13 protein-coding genes are annotated in these 17,890 nt (G+C 61.3%); 7 read left to right on the forward strand and 6 right to left on the reverse strand.

From position 1 onward, the window contains the following. Window positions 1–568 precede the first annotated feature (568 nt). Window positions 569–1,387 carry an alpha/beta fold hydrolase gene (locus tag K6N12_RS27785; protein ID WP_097626803.1) on the reverse strand — a complete coding sequence of 273 codons (819 nt, stop codon included), beginning with the start codon at window positions 1,385–1,387 and terminating at the stop codon, window positions 569–571. A 178-nt stretch (window positions 1,388–1,565) separates the two neighbouring features. Between K6N12_RS27785 and K6N12_RS27790 the strand changes: the two genes are divergently transcribed. From K6N12_RS27790 to K6N12_RS27800, 3 genes are all read left to right on the forward strand, one after another. Then, on the forward strand, window positions 1,566–2,489 hold the full coding sequence (locus K6N12_RS27790) for a LysR family transcriptional regulator (protein WP_097626801.1): 924 nt from the start codon (window positions 1,566–1,568) through the stop codon (window positions 2,487–2,489). Between the two features lie 558 nt (window positions 2,490–3,047). Further along, window positions 3,048–3,737, forward strand: a complete 690-nt coding sequence (locus tag K6N12_RS27795) for a hypothetical protein (RefSeq protein WP_245426847.1) — start codon at window positions 3,048–3,050, stop codon at window positions 3,735–3,737. Between the two features lie 225 nt (window positions 3,738–3,962). Beyond that, window positions 3,963–4,283: an antibiotic biosynthesis monooxygenase family protein gene (locus K6N12_RS27800; RefSeq protein ID WP_097626798.1), complete on the forward strand. Its 321-nt coding sequence runs from the start codon at window positions 3,963–3,965 to the stop codon at window positions 4,281–4,283. Window positions 4,284–4,298: 15 nt separating this feature from the next. Here K6N12_RS27800 and K6N12_RS27805 read toward each other — a convergent pair whose 3' ends face one another. Further along, complete coding sequence (locus tag K6N12_RS27805) at window positions 4,299–5,702, reverse strand: MATE family efflux transporter (RefSeq protein WP_097626796.1); 1,404 nt, start codon at window positions 5,700–5,702, stop codon at window positions 4,299–4,301. A gap of 145 nt (window positions 5,703–5,847) precedes the next feature. Continuing rightward, on the reverse strand, window positions 5,848–7,092 hold the full coding sequence (locus K6N12_RS27810) for a TCR/Tet family MFS transporter (protein WP_097626794.1): 1,245 nt from the start codon (window positions 7,090–7,092) through the stop codon (window positions 5,848–5,850). Between the two features lie 336 nt (window positions 7,093–7,428). On the opposite strand from K6N12_RS27810, the gene K6N12_RS27815 reads away from it, so the two are divergent. After that, the gene (locus K6N12_RS27815; RefSeq protein WP_097626792.1) at window positions 7,429–8,421 is read left to right on the forward strand and encodes an aldo/keto reductase; all 993 of its coding nucleotides are present in this window, start codon (window positions 7,429–7,431) and stop codon (window positions 8,419–8,421) included. A 213-nt stretch (window positions 8,422–8,634) separates the two neighbouring features. Here K6N12_RS27815 and ypfJ read toward each other — a convergent pair whose 3' ends face one another. Then, window positions 8,635–9,555 carry a KPN_02809 family neutral zinc metallopeptidase gene (ypfJ, locus tag K6N12_RS27820; RefSeq protein ID WP_097626790.1) on the reverse strand — a complete coding sequence of 307 codons (921 nt, stop codon included), beginning with the start codon at window positions 9,553–9,555 and terminating at the stop codon, window positions 8,635–8,637. A 283-nt stretch (window positions 9,556–9,838) separates the two neighbouring features. Here ypfJ and carB point away from each other — a divergent pair, with 283 nt between their 5' ends. Next, on the forward strand, window positions 9,839–13,327 hold the full coding sequence (gene carB / locus K6N12_RS27825) for a carbamoyl-phosphate synthase large subunit (RefSeq protein WP_097626788.1): 3,489 nt from the start codon (window positions 9,839–9,841) through the stop codon (window positions 13,325–13,327). Window positions 13,328–13,390: 63 nt separating this feature from the next. On the opposite strand, the gene K6N12_RS27830 is transcribed toward carB, so the two are convergent. Together K6N12_RS27830 and K6N12_RS27835 are read right to left on the reverse strand one after the other, a co-directional pair. Beyond that, window positions 13,391–14,842, reverse strand: coding sequence for a UdgX family uracil-DNA binding protein (locus tag K6N12_RS27830; RefSeq protein ID WP_097626831.1), 1,452 nt, complete (start codon window positions 14,840–14,842; stop codon window positions 13,391–13,393). Continuing rightward, window positions 14,842–16,074: a putative DNA modification/repair radical SAM protein gene (locus K6N12_RS27835; protein ID WP_097626786.1), complete on the reverse strand. Its 1,233-nt coding sequence runs from the start codon at window positions 16,072–16,074 to the stop codon at window positions 14,842–14,844. Before K6N12_RS27835 ends, K6N12_RS27830 begins: the two co-directional genes overlap by 1 nt. A 254-nt stretch (window positions 16,075–16,328) precedes the next feature. On the opposite strand from K6N12_RS27835, the gene greA reads away from it, so the two are divergent. Next, window positions 16,329–16,805: a transcription elongation factor GreA gene (gene greA / locus K6N12_RS27840; protein ID WP_003565408.1), complete on the forward strand. Its 477-nt coding sequence runs from the start codon at window positions 16,329–16,331 to the stop codon at window positions 16,803–16,805. A gap of 27 nt (window positions 16,806–16,832) precedes the next feature. Continuing rightward, window positions 16,833–17,888, forward strand: coding sequence for a glycosyltransferase family 4 protein (locus K6N12_RS27845; RefSeq protein WP_097626784.1), 1,056 nt, complete (start codon window positions 16,833–16,835; stop codon window positions 17,886–17,888). The last annotated feature ends 2 nt before the right edge of the window (window positions 17,889–17,890 follow it).

Raw genomic sequence — 17,890 nt, forward strand, 5'->3', positions numbered from 1 at the left:
CTCGGGCATCGAGGTCCGGCGACGGGAAATGGTTTCGCACGAAGAACAGCTCGGTTGGGATCAGCCAATCGGAGAGCGACGCAAACGGAAACTCGATATTCTCAGGGGATTTCTGTCGAACTATTAGACTGGGTTGCTCTGGTGTCGGCATCGTCCTCGTCTCCCCCTTCCAAGAGCATAACGTTGGCACTCGGTCGCGCGAATTCCGCTTCGATCACACCGCCCCTCGCAGTGCGTCTGTCGCGTTCCGTCTTCGGCCGCATTCTAGCACATACCGCACGTTCCTCGGATCGACCTCGAACGGCAGCGACGGACACCCCCGCTCTTAATTCCTAGATGTCGAAGCCGAGACGCCGAGCCATTTCGGCCGGTGGAGTCATCGGCCACCGCAACGTAAAATTTAAGCGCGGCAAGTTGCATTTTTCACGACGCGCCAAGCAAATTGCCACACTCGGAAGCCCCCTCCGGGAACGCTCCACGTACCAGCACCAACAGGTGTCACCCGGCACTGCCGGGTGACAGATCGTCCTGACGACGTTGGATGAAGGCCGCGGTCCGGTCGATGTCGTCAAGACCTGACGAACGAGAGCAGGTCGGGGTTGAGGACATCTGCATGTGTGGTCAGCATGCCATGGGGGTAGCCCGGATAGGTCTTCAGCGACCCGTTCTTGAGCAGGTCGACCGCACGCGGCACGGAACTTGCGAAGGGGACGACTTGATCGGCCTCGCCATGCATCACCAGCACCGGCACGGTGATCTTCTTGAGGTCTTCGGTATAATCTTCGAGCCAAGAGGCGACAGTCGCATAGTGAGCGAGAGCACCGCCGGCCATGCCCTGGCGCCACCAGTTCGCAATGATCGCCTCCGAAGGCTCGGCCCCGTCGAGGTTGTAACCGTAGAACGGGTTCTCAGGGACGAACCGGAAGAACTGCGACCGGTTGCCCAGCACGCCCGCGCGGATCGCTTCGAACCACTCCGGCGGCTGGCCGGACGGGTTTTCCTCGCTCCGGTACATGTTCGGCGTCAGGGAAGCGACCAGTACCGCCTTCGCGACGCGCTCCGGGTGGCGGGCGACATAGCGAGCCACCTCACCGCCACCTGTGGAGTGGCCGATGTGGATCGCGTCGCGCAGGTTGAGGTGCGCGGTCAGGGCCGCGAGGTCGGCAACCCAGTGGTCCATGTCGTTGCCGGTGCCGGGCTGGTCGGACCGGCCGTGGCCTCGCCGGTCGTGGGCGATCACCCGGTAGCCGTGGCCAAGAAAGAAGGTCATCTGGGCGTCCCAGTCATCCGCCGACAGCGGCCAGCCGTGGCTGAAAACGATCGGCTGGCCTGAGCCCCAGTCCTTGTAGAAGATTTTTACGCCGTCCGTTGTAGTAATTGTAGGCATCGTGTCGCTCCATCTGCCCTGTTAAACATTCGTTTTTCGATACAGCTGATTGCGAAATACCTCCGGTGAGGCGTATTCGATCATATCTCAAAACTGCGACGTTGACTAAATCCCCTCTTTATCAAGGACAAATACCTTGTACGTTCGAGCTATGCCTTAGATGTATAGCGAGGACCGGATGGAACTCAGGCATTTGCGCTATTTTGTTGCTGTTGCGGAAGAGGGAAGCTTGCTGACCGCAGCCGAGCGGCGGCTACACACTTCCCAGCCCTCACTCAGCAGGCAAATTCGCGATCTGGAAACCGAAATCGGTGTAAAACTGCTGGAACGGCAGCCGCGCGGCGTGGCGCTCACCGCCGCCGGTAAAGTGTTTCTTGATCACGCGCGGCTGGCTTTGTTGCAAGTCGAGGCGGCTGCGGAAGGGGCCCGGCGGGCAGAACGGCCGGAAAAGCAGTCGTTCACTATCGGTTTTCTCGCAGGACAGGAGGTCGTGTGGCTACCCCATGCATTGCGCATTATTCGTGAGGAAGCGCCGGAGGTTGAAATCATACTGTCCAGTCAGTCTTCCCCGGACCTTGCTCTGGCACTGATGCGAGGCAAGCTGGACGTCGCTTTCCTTCGCCCCGAGACGCAGAGTGTTGGTGTGTCCTTCAAGTTTTTAGCCAAGGAGCCACTGATCGCCGTACTGCCGGCGGACCATCGCTTGACGTCGCGCAAAAAGATCCGGCCGCAGGATCTTGCCCGCGAAACTTACGTCAGTTCGGCTAGAATTTCTCCCGTATTGCAATCCGTGATCCAGGATTACGCGGCGGAAATCGGGATCACACTCAAGGCAGAGTACGAAGGTGACGGCCTGCCATCAGCAATGTCGCTCGTCGTGTCTACGGGTGGAATAACGCTTATTCCGCTTTATGCGCAAAATATGCTGACGCCAAATGTCGTTGCCAGAGCACTTGAGGGTGTGCCTCCGACAATTGATCTCACCTTGGGATACAACGATTCAAATTCCTCACCTTTGCTCCGCCGATTTTTGGCTCGTTCTGATGAACTAGTCGCCAACGTGCAAAATCAGAGCATCATCCGCTATGCTGAAATTCCATAGTAGAGATCAAGCTCATGCGATTTCTGCTTGTTGGCGTGCTCCCGAATTTTGTTCAGCATTCTCGAATTTCGGGTATCGACCCATCTCGACTTTTCCAATCGAGGAGCGCGAGGCAAAAGTGGACGGCAGGCTTCACCACTATCAGAGGTCGACACAATTCAAAGGCTGTGACAGCAGTTTTGTGGGCAGGAGCTAATTGTTTGCAAACAGTGCGCGCAGTAGCGACAACACGCCTGCCCCATTCGCATCGCTTTAGCCCGCGGTCGGTGGCGGTGTGGGGTCAAAGACGCGCTGGTGAGTAACTCAAGGCCATCACACCGCCCGCCTCGCACCCTCCATTGCGGCCGTCAAGTAGATCGAACTTTGGTCCTGGAAGTGCCGCCCTGCAGCGCTAGCAATGCCAGTCTTGAGCCGTTGCCAAGACGGCGAACAGTCATGCAACTTTCTCCTCTTGGTCGCGCAGAAGTTCCAAATTCACCATCTGCGAGGTATCATTCGGAGGCACATTGGGCGGGATATTAAATTCGCACGCCTAAGCGAGAATACAGGAGTCGGCCGATGACGCGCATTCGCAGGACGTCCGACATGGGCGCGACCTCTCGCCCGAGAACCACTGGCCTGCGGCAATTCCTCGACCTTGAGCAGCAGCGCGATTGGATAGCGGGCAAGATCGACTTGCCGGACACGGGCGACCGATTAGAGTCCCTGGAACAGCGCTTCAAATATGTCGCTCGATTTGAGAAACTGCTTAGCCGCCCGCAAGCAGGGGAAGTCCTGGAGATTCTCAAGCTATACGGTCCAAACTGCATTCCGATCCTGCGCAAGACCGAGCGCTACTACTGGTCGGTTTCCTGTCTGCCGTCGACCTCGGACAAGCCGCTCGTACGCGTCAATGCGAGCTGGATGGAGCTTTTTGCGCTCTATGCCCAAGACGAAGATATCCGCTCCCGATTCATCGTGCATCTTTCGGATTTCACCACAGATCGTTCAGCCACGCCGAGCCGAGTCGACGAACCCTTTCTCGAGCAAAGCGTCGCGATGCCAGAGCACATCAGCTATTTCTTCCCGCGTGGTGCGGACATTTTCGGCATCAATGTGCGTGGCTCTGTCTCGATCCGCAAATTCCTCACTAACCGCCGCGTGTTGCGTGCCATTCGGACGTTCAACTTGACGCATATGAACCGGGGGCGGAACGCCTACCAGGCGAGCCACTGCTACAGCGTGGCGGATTACATGCAGGCAGATTGAGGGGTTCTTCAGGAAGCGCCATCCTGGCTAACTCCCCGTCGCGTCCCCATTTCGCGAGGTCGAAAAGACAACGGAGGCGTACTTGAACTCTGGAACACGACGGCTTCAGGAAGCGGGCGCCCCGCAATTCCAAGTTAGTGACCGGACGTCTTCGCTTCCATATTGACCTCAACCACACTTGAGGAATTACAAACTCCCGAAGACATCTGATTCAGGGGAAAATGGATGAGCGGAGCTTTCTTTCGTGTCGACAAATTCGTCGTGCCGGCTGCGGCACGCGAGGAATTTCTCGTCAAGGTGATGATGACCCACAAGCTGCTGGAAGCGCAAGAAGGTTTCATCGATCACAGGGTATTGGAGCAGGTCGCCGGTCCCGGCGAATTCAATTTCGTCACCATTGCCGAATGGGAAAATACCGAGGTCGTCGAACGCGCGCGGGCAACCGTCGCGGCCGCCCACAAGGCCGCCAATTTCGATCCGCAGGAGATGTTTGCGCGTCTCGGCATTCGCGCCGATATCGCCAGCTACAAGCCTGTCGCGGCTTAAAATAACGCTGCCGGCTCAGGCGCCTGAAGTCGCGCCCTCCCGGCGAAGGAGAAGATAGAACCGCCAGCAGAGCATGACAGCCGCCGCCGCCAGCCCGACGAGGAAGCCGAACCAGATGCCGATGCCGCCGAAGCCCAGCGGGAAGGCAAAGGCCCAGGCGAGGAAGAAGCCGATCGGCCAATAGGCAATCAACGCCATGATCATCGGCACCCGTGCGTCTTTCAGACCGCGCAGCAATCCGTTGGCGACCACCTGCAGCCCGTCGACCAGCTGGAAAAGCCCGGCGACGACGATCAGTGGCCCGGCATAGGCAAGCACGGCAGGCGCCTCCGGCGAATTGACGTCGAGGAACCAGCTGCCGAGGAATTGCGGCATGGTGGCAAAGAGCACCGAGCCGACCGCCGAAATGGCGCAGGCAAGAATCAGCACCATGATCGAGGCGCGCACCAGCCCGCGGTAATCGCCCTGCCCGTGGGCGACGCCGACGCGCACCGTCGCCGCCTGGCTGAGACCGAGCGGGATCATGAAGGCGATCGAGGCCCATTGCAGGGCGATGCCGTGAGCGGCGAGTTCGATGGTGCCGATATAGCCCATCAGCAGCGAGGCCACCGTGAACAGGCTAACCTCGGCAAGCACGGTGACGCTGATCGGAAAACCGAGCCGGAGAACCTCAAGCAGCGCATGCCAATCAGGCTTCCAGAACCGCACGAAGATCTCGTAGCGCCGTGTCTCCTCCCGCTTCTGGACGAAGGCGAGAATGAACAGAAAGCCGGCCGTCTGCACGACGACAGAAACGATCGCCGCTCCTTCGAGCCCCATTGCCGGAAAGCCGAAATGGCCGAGCACCAGGGCATAGGCGAAGATCGCGTTCAGCACCAGCGTGGCGATGGTGACATTGAGGATGATGCCCGCCTTGCCGATGGCGCTGACGAGGGCCCGCATGACGTTGAAAAGCAGCGCCGGCAGCACGCCAAACTGGCCGATCATGATGTAGCCATGGGCAAGCTTGGCCACCTCCGGCTTCTGTTGCGCGAAGAGAAGGATCTGCTCCGAATTGAAGAAGGCGGGCTGCATGATGACCCAATATGCGATCACCACCCAGAGACCCATGCGCAGCGCCCGGCGCACGGAGACGACGTCACCGCGGCCATAGGCCTGCGCCACCATCGGAATGACGGCGATGGCAAAACCGGAGCCGAAGATCAGGATCGTGAACAGGAACTGCGCCGAAAGCACCATCGCCGCCAGATGCTCGGCGCCGAGGCGGCCGACGATCATCACGTCGGTGGTGTTGATGCCGAGCTGGGCGAGCTGCGCGCCGATCAACGGAATGCCGAGCGCCAGCGTTGCACGGAAATGTGCGCCCCAACGATTATCGGTTGTCGGCGCAAGCCTGCGCGCGTCGATCGGCGTGTCCATGACACCTAGTCCTGTGATTGAAATATGCGCCGCCGCACAATTTGCGGAGAAATATCATCGGGATTTAGAGGAAAGCCCCGCAAAGAACTACCCCAAAACAGGCAGATGATGAAAAATTCATCATCGCATCACCATTTCTGATTGATCAGCCCGCCGCCTCAAGCGCATCCGCCGGCTGACGGACCCGGACCCGCACGAGGAACACGCCGGCGGCCACCAGGATGAACAGGGCGGCGGTCAGGTAGGGCGCGCCGGCAAAGGTTATAGGCGCCTCTGGCCGGGTGAAATAGCTGAACAACTGGGTGAAGATCAGTGGTCCGACGATGGTGGTGATGCTGCTGAGACTGGTGAGCGCACCTTGCAGCTCGCCCTGCGCCGAGGGCGGCACCTTGCCGGCAGCGATACTGCGCAGCGGCGGATCGGCGACGTTTTCCATGACGGTCGCAACGATCACGACATAGACCACCCAGCCCTCCCACGCGAAGGCATAGCCGGTCAGCCCCGCCGCCGAAAAACAGAGGCCGAGAAGCGCTGTCTTCCATTCGCCGAGCAGAGGCACGACGCGCGGCAATACCAATCCCATCACCAGCGCGGCGCCGATGCCGTAAATGCCGAGCGACAGGCCGATCTGTCCCTCGCTCCAACCGTAGCGATAGGTCGAGACGAAGGACCAGACCGAGGGATAGACGGCATGCGCGAGGAAAAACAGGAACATCACGAGGCTGACCCAGCCGATGCCCGGATAATGGCGCATCTGCCGCAGCGCGCCGAGCGGATTGGCGCGTTTCCACTCGAAGCGGCGGCGATTCCTAACCTCCAGCGTTTCCGGCAGCAGGAAGCAGGCGGCGATGAAATTGACGAACGAGAGTGCTGCCGCGCCGAGGAACGGCACACGCGGGCCGAATTCGCCGAGGACACCGCCGATAACGGGGCCGATCGTGAAGCCGACGCCGAAGGCGATGCCGATCAGCCCGAAATTCTTCGCCCTGTTCTCCTCGGTGCTGATATCGGCGATATAGGCCGAGCACGTGGCGAAGCTGCCGCCGCTGATGCCGGCAAGCACGCGGCCGACAAACAGCATCCAGAAGCTGGTGGCGATGCCGCAGATGAAATTGTCGATCGCGAATGTCAGCACCGACAGCAGAAGGATCGGCCGGCGGCCGAACCGGTCGGAGAGGTTTCCGAGCAGCGGCGCGAACAGGAATTGCATGCCGGCATAGACGAGCATCAGCCAGCCGCCATCGATCGCCGCATCGCTGACGCCGCCGCCGGTCAGTTGTTCCAGATAGGCGGGCAGCACCGGCATGATGATGGCGATGCCGATAATGTCGAGGAAGAGAATGATGAAGACCAGGAAAAGGCCGCGACGGACGAATTTGGGGTCAAGCATGAGGCATCTCTACAGCGGTTCGTTCTGAAAAGACGATCTCGTCGCCGAGAAACTGACATAGCTCAGAAAACAAAACGAAACAATCCGTGAACATTTCAAAGTTTTTGATAATGCAGAACGGGAAATTTATGAAATCCTTCAACCTTGGGGCGCGGCAACGTGATCATTGGCTCCCTTGCAATCGCATTGACGACGTCCAGATCATTCGGGGAATGATCGTTCATTGTGCGGCCCTGCGCACGGCCCGTTCGAGACCATCCGGATTATCGCGCAGGGGCGAAGGCTGTAAAAACGGCATCCGGCAGCGCCGCTTGTGCGCGCATTAGGGAGAAGACAATGCAGACCTATCGTTTGGGAAAGACCGGACCTAATGTTTCGGCCATCGGCCTCGGCTGCATGGGCATGTCGGGCATGTACGGCCCTGCCGACCGCGCCGAAAGTATCGCGACGATCCATGCCGCACTCGATGCCGGCGTCAATCTGCTCGACACCGGCGATTTCTACGGCATGGGCCATAACGAGATGCTGATTGGCGAGGCGTTGAAGGGACGCAGGCGCGAGGATGCGGTCATCAGCGTCAAATTCGGCGCGCTCCGCGATCCCGCTGGCGGCTGGAGCGGCATCGACGCCCGCCCGGGCGCGGTGAAGAATTTCCTCGCTTACACGCTGCAGCGCCTCGGCGTCGACTATATCGACATCTACCGCCCGGCCCGCCTCGATCCCAACGTGCCGATCGAGGATACGGTCGGCGCCATCGCCGACGTGGTCAAAGCAGGTTATGTCAGGCATATCGGCCTGTCCGAAGTCGGCGCCGACACCATCCGCCGCGCAGCCGCTGTTGCCCCGATCGTCGACCTGCAAATCGAATATTCGCTGATCTCGCGCGGCATCGAAGAGAAGATCCTGCCGACGACGCGCGAACTCGGCATCTCGATCACCGCTTACGGCGTACTCTCGCGCGGCCTGATCAGCGGCCACTGGCAAAAGGGCCAAGCCGCCGCCGGAGACTTCCGCACCCATAGCCCGCGCTTCCAGGCGGGCAACATCGAGCAGAACCTCGCTTTGGTGGAAAAACTGCGTGAGATCGCGGAGGCAAAGAGCGTCTCGGTCGCCCAGATCGCCATCGCCTGGGTCGCCGCCAAGGGCAAGGATATCGTCCCGATCATCGGCGCCCGCCGCCGCGACCGGCTGACCGAGGCGCTCGGCTCACGCGCAGTGGATCTGTCGGCGGAAGATTTCGCCGCGATCGAACGGGCAGTCCCGAAGGATGCGGCTGCCGGCGGGCGTTATCCGGAGCATATGCTGCAGCATATGGATAGTGAGAGGTAGTGAAGTGGGACGAAGGACTAAAACGAGCGTCCTGCCGTGCAGCCCCCTCATCCGCCCTACGGCCACCTTCTCCCCGAGGGGAGAAGAAGGAATGAGATGCTGCGGCAAGTCCTCTTCTCCCCGGCGGGGAGATAGGTGGCCCGAAGGGTCGGATGAGGGGTGAATGACGAAGGAACCAAGTCCTGAGCGCAAACGAAGGACAGTCCCTTCCCCTCACACCGGCCCCGAGAACGTATCGCAAGCCGACAGTTGCCCGCTGTCGAAGCCGCGCTTGAACCATCTGACGCGCTGGGCCGAAGTGCCGTGGTTGAAACTCTCGGGCACGACGTAGCCCTGGGACCGCTTCTGCAGCGTGTCGTCGCCGATCTGCTGGGCGGCGTTCAGCGCCTCCTCTAGGTCGCCGGACTCCAGCAAGCCCTTCTGCTGGGTATATTTGCCCCAGATGCCGGCGAAGCAATCGGCCTGCAGCTCGACGCGCACCGACATCTTGTTGGCCTCTTCCTCGCTCATGCGCTGGCGGGCCTGGTTGAACTTCGGCAGGATGCCGAGCAGGTTCTGCACGTGATGGCCGACCTCGTGAGCGACGACATAGGCTTCGGCGAAATCGCCGGACGCGCCGAACCGGTTGGAGAGTTCCTGGAAGAAATCCGTGTCGAGATAGAGCTTGTGGTCACCGGGGCAATAGAATGGTCCGGTTGCCGCCGATGCGGAGCCGCAGGCCGATGCCGTCGAGCCCGAAAACAGCACGAGGCGCGGCTCCTCGTAAGTCTGGCCTTGCGCCTGGAAGATGCCCGTCCAGGTATCTTCGGTTTCGGCAAGCACGGTCCGCATGAAGGCGGTCATCTCATCATTGGCGGGCGTCCGCGTGCCTTCCGACTGGCTCTGTTCGTAGCCGGGGCCGCTCGTCATGCCGCCGCCTTCGAGCACCTGCAGCAGATCGACGCCCATCATCTTGAAGATGAAATAGATGACGACGAGGAAGATGATCGTGCCGATGCTCAAGCCGCCGCCGGCGCGGCGAACGCCGCCGCCGGAAGGAAAGTTGAAGCCACCGCCGCGGCCGAAACCGCCGCTGCTCGGGTCGCCGCGGCGATCCTCGACATTATCGGACTGACGCCGGCCTCTCCATTCCATCTTCGTTCTCCCCGGCAATGCCCGTGATTGCACTTAACGAATCTATATATCCGTCGACGGCTGGAATTCCAGCGAGTTCATCGAGGGCTAGTAGTCCTGCCTGACGAAATAGTCTTCCGCGCCGTGTTGGATTCCTGTCGATTCCGCGATTTATGGGGTTCCGTTTGCAAATACATTTGCCTATAAGCCGCTTCTAGCCTGAAAAGACCTTCAATGCGCGACCCGACCCGGTGATCTCCCACCCTGGCCGGCTTTTTGCGCAGCCAGACAATGGATATCGCCCATGCCGAAGCGCCAAGACATCAAATCGATCCTCATCATCGGCGCGGGACCGATCGTCATTGGCCAGGCTTGCGAGTTCGACTATTCCGGCACCCAGGCCTGCAAGGCGCTGAGGGAGGAAGGCTACCGCGTTATCCTCGTCAACTCCAACCCGGCGACGATCATGACCGATCCGGGCCTTGCCGATGCAACTTACGTCGAGCCGATCACCCCCGAGGTCGTCGCCAAGATCATTGCCAAGGAGCGCCCGGATGCGCTGCTGCCGACGATGGGCGGCCAGACGGCTTTGAATACCGCGCTTTCGCTGAAGCGCATGGGCGTGCTCGACCGCTACAATGTCGAGATGATCGGCGCCAAGCCCGCCGCCATCGACATGGCCGAGGACCGGGCGCTGTTTCGCGAGGCGATGGCCCGCATCGGGCTGGAAACGCCGCGCTCGATGCTGGCGAACGCCACCGATATCAAGGATCTCGACCGCAAGACGCATGAGGCCGAACGCAACAAGCTGCGCGAAAGCCTCTCGGGTCCCGATCTCGACAAGGCATTGGACGAACTGGAAAACCAGTGGAACCTCGGCGAGAGCGACCGAAAGCAGCGCTACATGAGCCATGCCATGGCGATTGCCGCCCAGGCGATCGATCATGTCGGCCTGCCCGCCATCATCCGCCCCTCCTTCACGCTCGGCGGCACCGGCGGCGGCATCGCCTACAACCGCTCGGAATTCTTCGAGATCGTCGGCGGCGGCCTCGATGCCTCGCCGACCACCGAAGTGCTGGTCGAGGAATCGGTGCTCGGCTGGAAGGAATATGAAATGGAAGTCGTCCGCGACAAGGCGGACAACTGCATCATCATCTGCTCGATCGAAAACATCGATCCGATGGGCGTGCATACCGGCGATTCGATTACCGTCGCCCCGGCGCTGACGCTGACCGACAAGGAATACCAGATCATGCGCAACGCCTCGATCGCGGTGCTGCGCGAGATCGGCGTCGAGACCGGCGGCTCAAACGTCCAGTTCGCCGTCAATCCGAAGGACGGCCGCCTGGTCGTCATCGAAATGAACCCGCGCGTCTCGCGCTCCTCGGCGCTCGCCTCCAAGGCCACCGGCTTCCCGATCGCCAAGGTCGCCGCCAAGCTCGCCATCGGTTATACGCTCGACGAGCTGGACAACGACATCACCGGCGGCGCAACCCCTGCCTCCTTCGAACCGTCCATCGACTATGTCGTCACCAAGATCCCGCGTTTCGCCTTCGAGAAATTCCCCGGCGCCTCGCCGGTGCTGACGACGGCGATGAAATCGGTCGGTGAAGTCATGGCGATCGGCCGCACCTTCGCCGAATCGCTGCAGAAGGCGCTGCGCGGCCTCGAAACCGGGCTGACCGGCCTCGACGAAATCGAGATCCCCGATTCCGAGGAAGGCGAATCCAGCCACAACGCCATCCGCGCTGCCATCGGCACCCCGACGCCGGATCGCCTGCGCATGGTCGCCCAGGCGCTGCGCATGGGTCTCAGCATCGAAGAGGTGCATGAGGGCTGCAAGATCGACCCCTGGTTCATCGCCGAGCTCAAGAACATCATCGACACGGAAGCCCGCATCCGCGAGCACGGCCTGCCCGAGGATGCCGCGAACCTGCGCATGCTGAAGGCCATGGGCTTTTCCGACGCCCGTCTGGCCACGCTGACCGGCAAGCGCCCGAAGCAGGTCGCCGAACTTCGCAACAGCCTGAACGTCCGCCCGGTCTTCAAGCGCATCGATACCTGTGCCGCCGAATTCGCCTCGCCGACCGCCTATATGTATTCGACCTACGAGACACCTTTCGTCGGCGCCGCCCGCTCCGAAGCTGAGGTTTCCGACCGCAAGAAGGTCGTCATCCTCGGCGGCGGCCCGAACCGCATCGGCCAGGGCATCGAGTTCGATTATTGCTGCTGCCATGCCGCCTTCGCGCTGAAGGATGCGGGTTATGAAGCGATCATGATCAACTGCAACCCAGAAACCGTCTCGACCGACTATGACACGTCCGATCGCCTCTACTTCGAGCCGCTGACGGCCGAGGACGTCATCGAGATCCTGCGGGCCGAGCAGGAAAAGGGCGAAGTCGTCGGCGTCATCGTCCAGTTCGGCGGCCAGACGCCGCTGAAGCTTGCCGAGGCGCTCGAGAAGAACGGCATCCCGATCCTCGGCACCGCACCCGACATGATCGATCTTGCCGAGGACCGCGATCGCTTCCAGAAGCTTCTGATGAAGCTCGACCTCAACCAGCCGAACAACGGCATCGCCTATTCGGTCGAGCAGGCCCGCCTGGTCGCCGCCGAAATCGGCTTCCCTCTGGTCGTGCGTCCCTCCTACGTGCTCGGCGGCCGCGCCATGCAAATCCTGCATTCAGAAGGCCAGCTGCAGACCTACCTGCTGGACACGGTTCCGGAACTGGTGCCCGAAGACATCAAGCAGCGTTATCCCAATGACAAGACCGGCCAGATCAACACCCTGCTCGGCAAGAACCCGCTTCTCTTCGACAGCTATCTCAGCCATGCCATCGAAGTCGATGTCGACTGCCTCTCTGATGGAACCGACGTCTATGTCGCCGGCATCATGGAGCATATCGAGGAAGCCGGCATCCATTCCGGCGACAGTGCCTGTTCGCTGCCGCCACGCTCGCTGCCCGTCGAACTGATCGACGAACTCGAGCGCCAGGCAAAGGCGATGGCCAAGGCGCTCAATGTCGGCGGCCTGATGAACGTCCAGTTCGCCATCAAAGACGGCACCGTCTACGTTCTGGAGGTCAATCCGCGCGCCTCGCGCACCGTGCCCTTCGTCGCCAAGACCATCGGCGCGCCGATCGCCAAGATCGCCGCGCGCGTTATGGCCGGCGAGAAGCTCGATGCGACCTTTGCCGCCTATGGCGAAAAGCCCGATCCGCGCAAGCTCACGCATATCGCCGTCAAGGAAGCAGTCTTCCCCTTCGCCCGCTTCCCCGGCGTCGACACGCTGCTCGGCCCGGAGATGCGCTCGACCGGTGAAGTCATCGGCCTCGACACCGATTTTGCGCTGGCCTTCGCCAAGTCGCAGCTCGGCGCCGGCGTCGAGCTGCCGCGTGACGGCACGGTGTTCGTCTCGGTGCGCGACGAGGACAAGCCACGCGTGCTGCCGGCGATCCGCATCCTCGTCGAACAGGGCTTCAAGGTGCTGGCCACCGGCGGCACCGCCCGCTTCCTCGGTGAAAACGGCATCACCGCCACCAAGATCAACAAGGTGCTCGAAGGCCGCCCGCATATCGAGGATGCCATCCGCAACCGCCAGGTTCAGCTGGTCATCAACACTACGGACGGCAACAAGGCGATCTCGGATTCGAAGTCGCTGCGCCGCGCGACGCTGATGCAGAAGGTGCCCTACTACACAACCATGGCCGGCGCCGAAGCTGCCGCCCAAGCGATCAAGGCGCTGAAGGCTGGCAATCTCGAAGTCCGGCCGCTGCAGAGTTACTTCGCCTGAGATAGAGCAATTCCAGCGGCGCCATCGCTCGGTGAGCGATGGCGCGTCTTCACTGGAATCACTTTAGCCGGCGGACGCCATAAGCCGCTGAATCTGCAGCATATCATTGCGAAATCGCACCATCTCCTCCGCTTTCAGTCGCTCGTCGGGAATGCGCAGCAGATAGGAGGGATGCACCGTCACGAAGAGCGTGCGTCCTCCTTCGATCGCCATTGCCTTTCCCCTGACATCCTGCAGGCGCTCCTTCACGTCGGTCAGCGCCGCAAGCGCCGTCGCCCCCATGGCGACGATCAGCTTCGGTTTGACGAGCGCCAGTTCCAGATCCAACCACCAGCGGCAATGCTTCACCTCGCCCATATTCGGCTTCTGATGGATACGGCGTTTGCCGCGCGGCTCATATTTGAAGTGCTTGATGGCATTGGTGACATAGAGCGCCGAACGGTCGATGCCGACGTCCGCGATCACCTGGTCGAGCAGTTTGCCGGCCGGGCCGACGAAGGGGCGCCCGGCAATATCCTCCTGATCACCCGGCTGCTCGCCGACGAACATCACCTCTGCATCGCGCGGCCCCTCCCCGAAGACGGTCTGTGTCGCCTTGGCATGAAGCGGGCAGCGGGTGCAGGCGGCGGCTTCGGCGCTGAGGGCTTCGAGCGTGCCGGCCGGCGCTTCGCGTTCTATGGGAAGGTTGCGGGCGGCCTCCTGAAGCCGGTCGTGAAAGGGCAGCGATTGCGTCGCCTCGCGCGCGGCCATCGCCCGCACCTGGCTCTCGGCGGAGGCGATCAGCCCGGGGATAAGATCGGCTTCCGGCAGGTTCTTCCAGTATTTTTTCGGCATTTCCGCCTGCATCGCCTTCAGCTTCAGCCGCGCCGGATTGAAAATGCTGGCATAGTAGGTGCGCCATAGCTCATCGGTGGTATCGGTGAGATTGGGCTTCTCGCAGGGGGCATCGCTGATCGTCAGCCGCTCGCCATCCCAGGCCGCCGACCCTTTGGGCGTGGCGATCAGCCAATCCATATCGGTGAAGCGCCGTTGGAAGAAGGGTGCCGTGCGCCTGACGATATGATGGTCCGGCTCGAACCAGGCGATGAATTTTCGACGGCCAGCAGCTGCCGCACCAACCTCTTTGAAACGGACGAAAGCCGTCATCTTGTGGGCGTCGCGCCGGACATTTTTTGCCATCAGGCGAGCCCGCACGACATCCTCGTCGGAGGCCACTTCGAGCAGTTGCCGGTCCATCTGCAGCCGCCAGAGCAGGCGGTAAAGCAAGGAGAACCGCGCCGGGTCGGAGTGGCAGAGGACCGTCTCGGCAAGCTCGATAAAGGCGGGCGGCACCGTCATCGGCTTGCGTGTCACCGGCACCGGCGGCATGGCGTCGCGTTGGAACGAAAGATCCGCCTCTGCGCTTTTTTCCCGCCAGTCGATCTCCTCAGGCAAAATGCCGGCGGCGGCAAAGGCGCGCGCGGCATCGCGCCATTCGGCAAGATCGCCCCGTCCCGCCAGCACGACCCGGCGCATCATAGCAGCGACAATTGTTCAGGTTTCGGCTCGAACATAGCGCGAAGATCCGGGCGGTCGATCAGCCGGCGCGGCGACCAGCCTTCCGCCGAGACGAAGGACTGGACTTTCTTGATCGAGATGCCGAGCCGCGAAAGATCGTCGAGCCGCAGCCGGCGAAAGCGGCGGGCCGAAACGATTGATTTGACCGTCTTGGTGCCGAGACCGGGAACGCGCAGTAGGCGTTCACGTTCGGCTTTGTTGATATCGACGGGAAATTCGGCCCGGTTGGCGAGCGCCCAGGCAAGCTTCGGGTCGAGGTTGAGGTCGAGCATGCCGCCCGTCTGGTTGGCGGTAATTTCGTCGATGCCGAACCCATAGAACCGATAGAGCCAGTCGGCTTGATAGAGCCTGTGTTCGCGCATCAGCGGCGGCTTGATCAGCGGCAGGTTTTTCGATGAATCCGGGATCGGGCTAAAGGCGGAATAATAGACACGCTTCAGGCCGTAACTGCTGTAAAGCCGGCCGCTGGTCGCAAGGATCGTCGCGTCATTCGCGCCGTCGGCACCGACGATCATCTGCGTGCTCTGGCCGGCCGGCACGAAGCGCTGACGCTTCTTCGTGCGCAGCGTCGGCTCGCCGGCGGCCTCGATCTTCAGCCTCAGATCGCCCATCGATCGGCGGATATTGGCGGGCTTCTTTTCCGGCGCGAAGCGGCTGATGCCATTATCCGTCGGCAACTCGATGTTGAGCGACAGCCTGTCGGCAAAAAGCCCCGCCTCCTCGATCAGACGCGGCGACGCCTCGGGGATCGATTTCAGATGGATGTATCCGCGAAAATTATGCGTCACGCGCAGTTCGCGGACGATGCGGACCATCTCTTCCATCGTGTAATCGGACGAGCGAATAATGCCCGAGGACAGGAACAGGCCTTCGATATAGTTGCGGCGGTAGAATTCCAGCGTCAGCCAAATGACTTCTTCGGGCGTGAAGCGCGCCCGTTCGACATTGCTCGAGGAGCGATTGATGCAATAGGCGCAGTCGTAGATGCAGAAATTGGTCAGCAGTATTTTCAGAAGCGAAATGCATCGCCCATCCGGCGCATAGGCATGACAGATGCCGGATCCCTCGGTCGAGCCGAGCCCGCCGCTTGCAGCCGAATCGCGTTTCACCGTGCCGCTGGAGGCGCAGGAAGCATCATATTTGGCAGCATCGGAAAGGATGGCCAAGCGTTCTGTTAGCGATTTCTTCATCAGTATGTTCACTATATGTTCTTACGAACAAAGTCAATCGCGGCGATCCGGCCTTGAGCGCGTTTTTGCGCCTGATGACCCGCTGTGGCGGCGGCTCGCTTTTTCGTTAATGCGAATTTTCTGGAAATCGGCCTTGGCGATCTGCTATAAGCACTTAACTAGGATTGTGGCACGGTTCCGAAGCTCCCCTTCGGGACCTGTTTTCTTTTGTGTTCGCGCCTGCTGCGTGGATACAAGGAGTGAAGGACAGAAAAATGGTTGAAAAGGTACCAATGACACCGGGTGGTTTCGTCAAGCTGCAGGAAGAGCTGCGCTGGCGTCAGCAGGAGGAGCGCCCTCGAATCATCGAGGCGATCGCCGAAGCCCGTGCCCATGGCGACCTTTCCGAAAACGCCGAATATCACGCCGCCAAGGAAGCCCAGAGCCACAATGAAGGCCGCATCAGCGAGCTGGAAGACCTGACGGCGCGCGCCGAGGTCATCGACCTGACGAAGATGTCCGGCGACAAGATCAAGTTCGGCGCCAAGGTGAAGCTCGTCGACGAGGACACCGAAGAAGAAAAGACCTACCAGATCGTCGGCGACCAGGAAGCCGACGTCAAAGCCGGCCGTATCTCCATATCCTCGCCGATCGCCCGCGCGCTCATCGGCAAGGAAGTCGGCGATTCCATCGAGGTCAATGCCCCCGGCGGCTCCAAGGCCTACGAAATCCTTCAGGTTTCCTGGGGCTGACCGCCCGCCACAGACGAGACCCCTCCCTTGCCTGATATGCGTGACGTCGAGATCATCGCGCCCAATTTCAAGCGCCGGCTCTCCGGCGTCACGTCGACCATCGTCCAGCTCATCCCCTGCCAGATCCGGCTCGGCATGAGGATCGCAACGCTCGGCCCCGGCCTGCCGGAAGGCTTGGCGAAGCTGAGATGGTCGCAGCTCCTTGGCCTTTGGCGCCCGCCGCCGCGCCGGCGGCGGCGTGTCTGGCACGCCCGCCGCAACAATGAGATGGCCGTCGGCATCCTGCTTCGCCATCTCCTGCGCATGCCGCTGAAACTCATCTTCACCTCGGCCGCGCAGCGCCGCCATACCGCCTATACGAAATGGCTGATCCGCCGCATGGACGCGGTGATCGCGACCAGCGACCGCTCCGGCTCGTTCCTCGAGGTGCCGCACACGGTCATCCAACACGGCGTCGACCTTTCGCTGTTCCATCCGCCGGCAACGGCAGAAGACGGCATTGCCGCCACCGGTCTGCCGGGCCGTTATCTGGTCGGCTGTTTTGGCCGCGTGCGCCATCAGAAGGGCACCGATCTTTTCGTCCGTGCAATGATCGAACTCTTGCCACAGCACCCGGAATGGACGGCCGTCGTCTCCGGCCGGGTGACGGCGGAGCACATCGCCTTCGCAGACAAGCTCAAGGCGGATGTCGCCGCCGCGGGCCTTAGCGACCGAATCCTCTTCCTCGGCGAAGTGCCCGATATCAAGGTCTGGTATCGCCGCCTGACGCTTTATGTCGCCCCCTCCCGCAACGAGGGTTTCGGGCTGACCCCGCTCGAAGCCATGGCTTCGCGAACGGCGGTGGTGGCATCGGACGCCGGCGCCTATGCCGAGCTCATAGCCGAAGGTGAGACCGGATCGGTGGTGGCGGCCGGCGACAGTGAAGCGCTGACACGGGCGATCGCGCCTTATATCGCCGATCCCGGTCTGGCGGTCGCGCATGGCGAGAATGCACTGCGCCATGTCAGAGCGAATTTTGCGCTGGAGAAGGAAGCAAACGCGATCGGCGCCATTTACGACCGTCTTCTCGGCGGCAACCGCTGAAG

This window comes from Rhizobium redzepovicii (genome assembly GCF_019793435.1).
GTDB classification, from domain to species: domain Bacteria; phylum Pseudomonadota; class Alphaproteobacteria; order Rhizobiales; family Rhizobiaceae; genus Rhizobium; species Rhizobium redzepovicii.

Bases quoted from the DNA above. Each gene is read 5' to 3' on its own strand.
- K6N12_RS27790 (WP_097626801.1), top strand. From the start codon at position 1,566: ATGGAACTCAGGCATTTGCGCTATTTTGTTGCTGTTGCGGAAGAGGGA.
- K6N12_RS27815 (WP_097626792.1), top strand. From the start codon at position 7,429: ATGCAGACCTATCGTTTGGGAAAGACCGGACCTAATGTTTCGGCCATC.
- K6N12_RS27795 (WP_245426847.1), top strand. From the start codon at position 3,048: ATGACGCGCATTCGCAGGACGTCCGACATGGGCGCGACCTCTCGCCCG.
- K6N12_RS27835 (WP_097626786.1), bottom strand. From the start codon at position 16,074: ATGAAGAAATCGCTAACAGAACGCTTGGCCATCCTTTCCGATGCTGCC.
- K6N12_RS27830 (WP_097626831.1), bottom strand. From the start codon at position 14,842: ATGCGCCGGGTCGTGCTGGCGGGACGGGGCGATCTTGCCGAATGGCGC.
- K6N12_RS27810 (WP_097626794.1), bottom strand. From the start codon at position 7,092: ATGCTTGACCCCAAATTCGTCCGTCGCGGCCTTTTCCTGGTCTTCATC.
- greA (WP_003565408.1), top strand. From the start codon at position 16,329: ATGGTTGAAAAGGTACCAATGACACCGGGTGGTTTCGTCAAGCTGCAG.
- ypfJ (WP_097626790.1), bottom strand. From the start codon at position 9,555: ATGGAATGGAGAGGCCGGCGTCAGTCCGATAATGTCGAGGATCGCCGC.
- carB (WP_097626788.1), top strand. From the start codon at position 9,839: ATGCCGAAGCGCCAAGACATCAAATCGATCCTCATCATCGGCGCGGGA.
- K6N12_RS27785 (WP_097626803.1), bottom strand. From the start codon at position 1,387: ATGCCTACAATTACTACAACGGACGGCGTAAAAATCTTCTACAAGGAC.
- K6N12_RS27800 (WP_097626798.1), top strand. From the start codon at position 3,963: ATGAGCGGAGCTTTCTTTCGTGTCGACAAATTCGTCGTGCCGGCTGCG.
- K6N12_RS27805 (WP_097626796.1), bottom strand. From the start codon at position 5,702: ATGGACACGCCGATCGACGCGCGCAGGCTTGCGCCGACAACCGATAAT.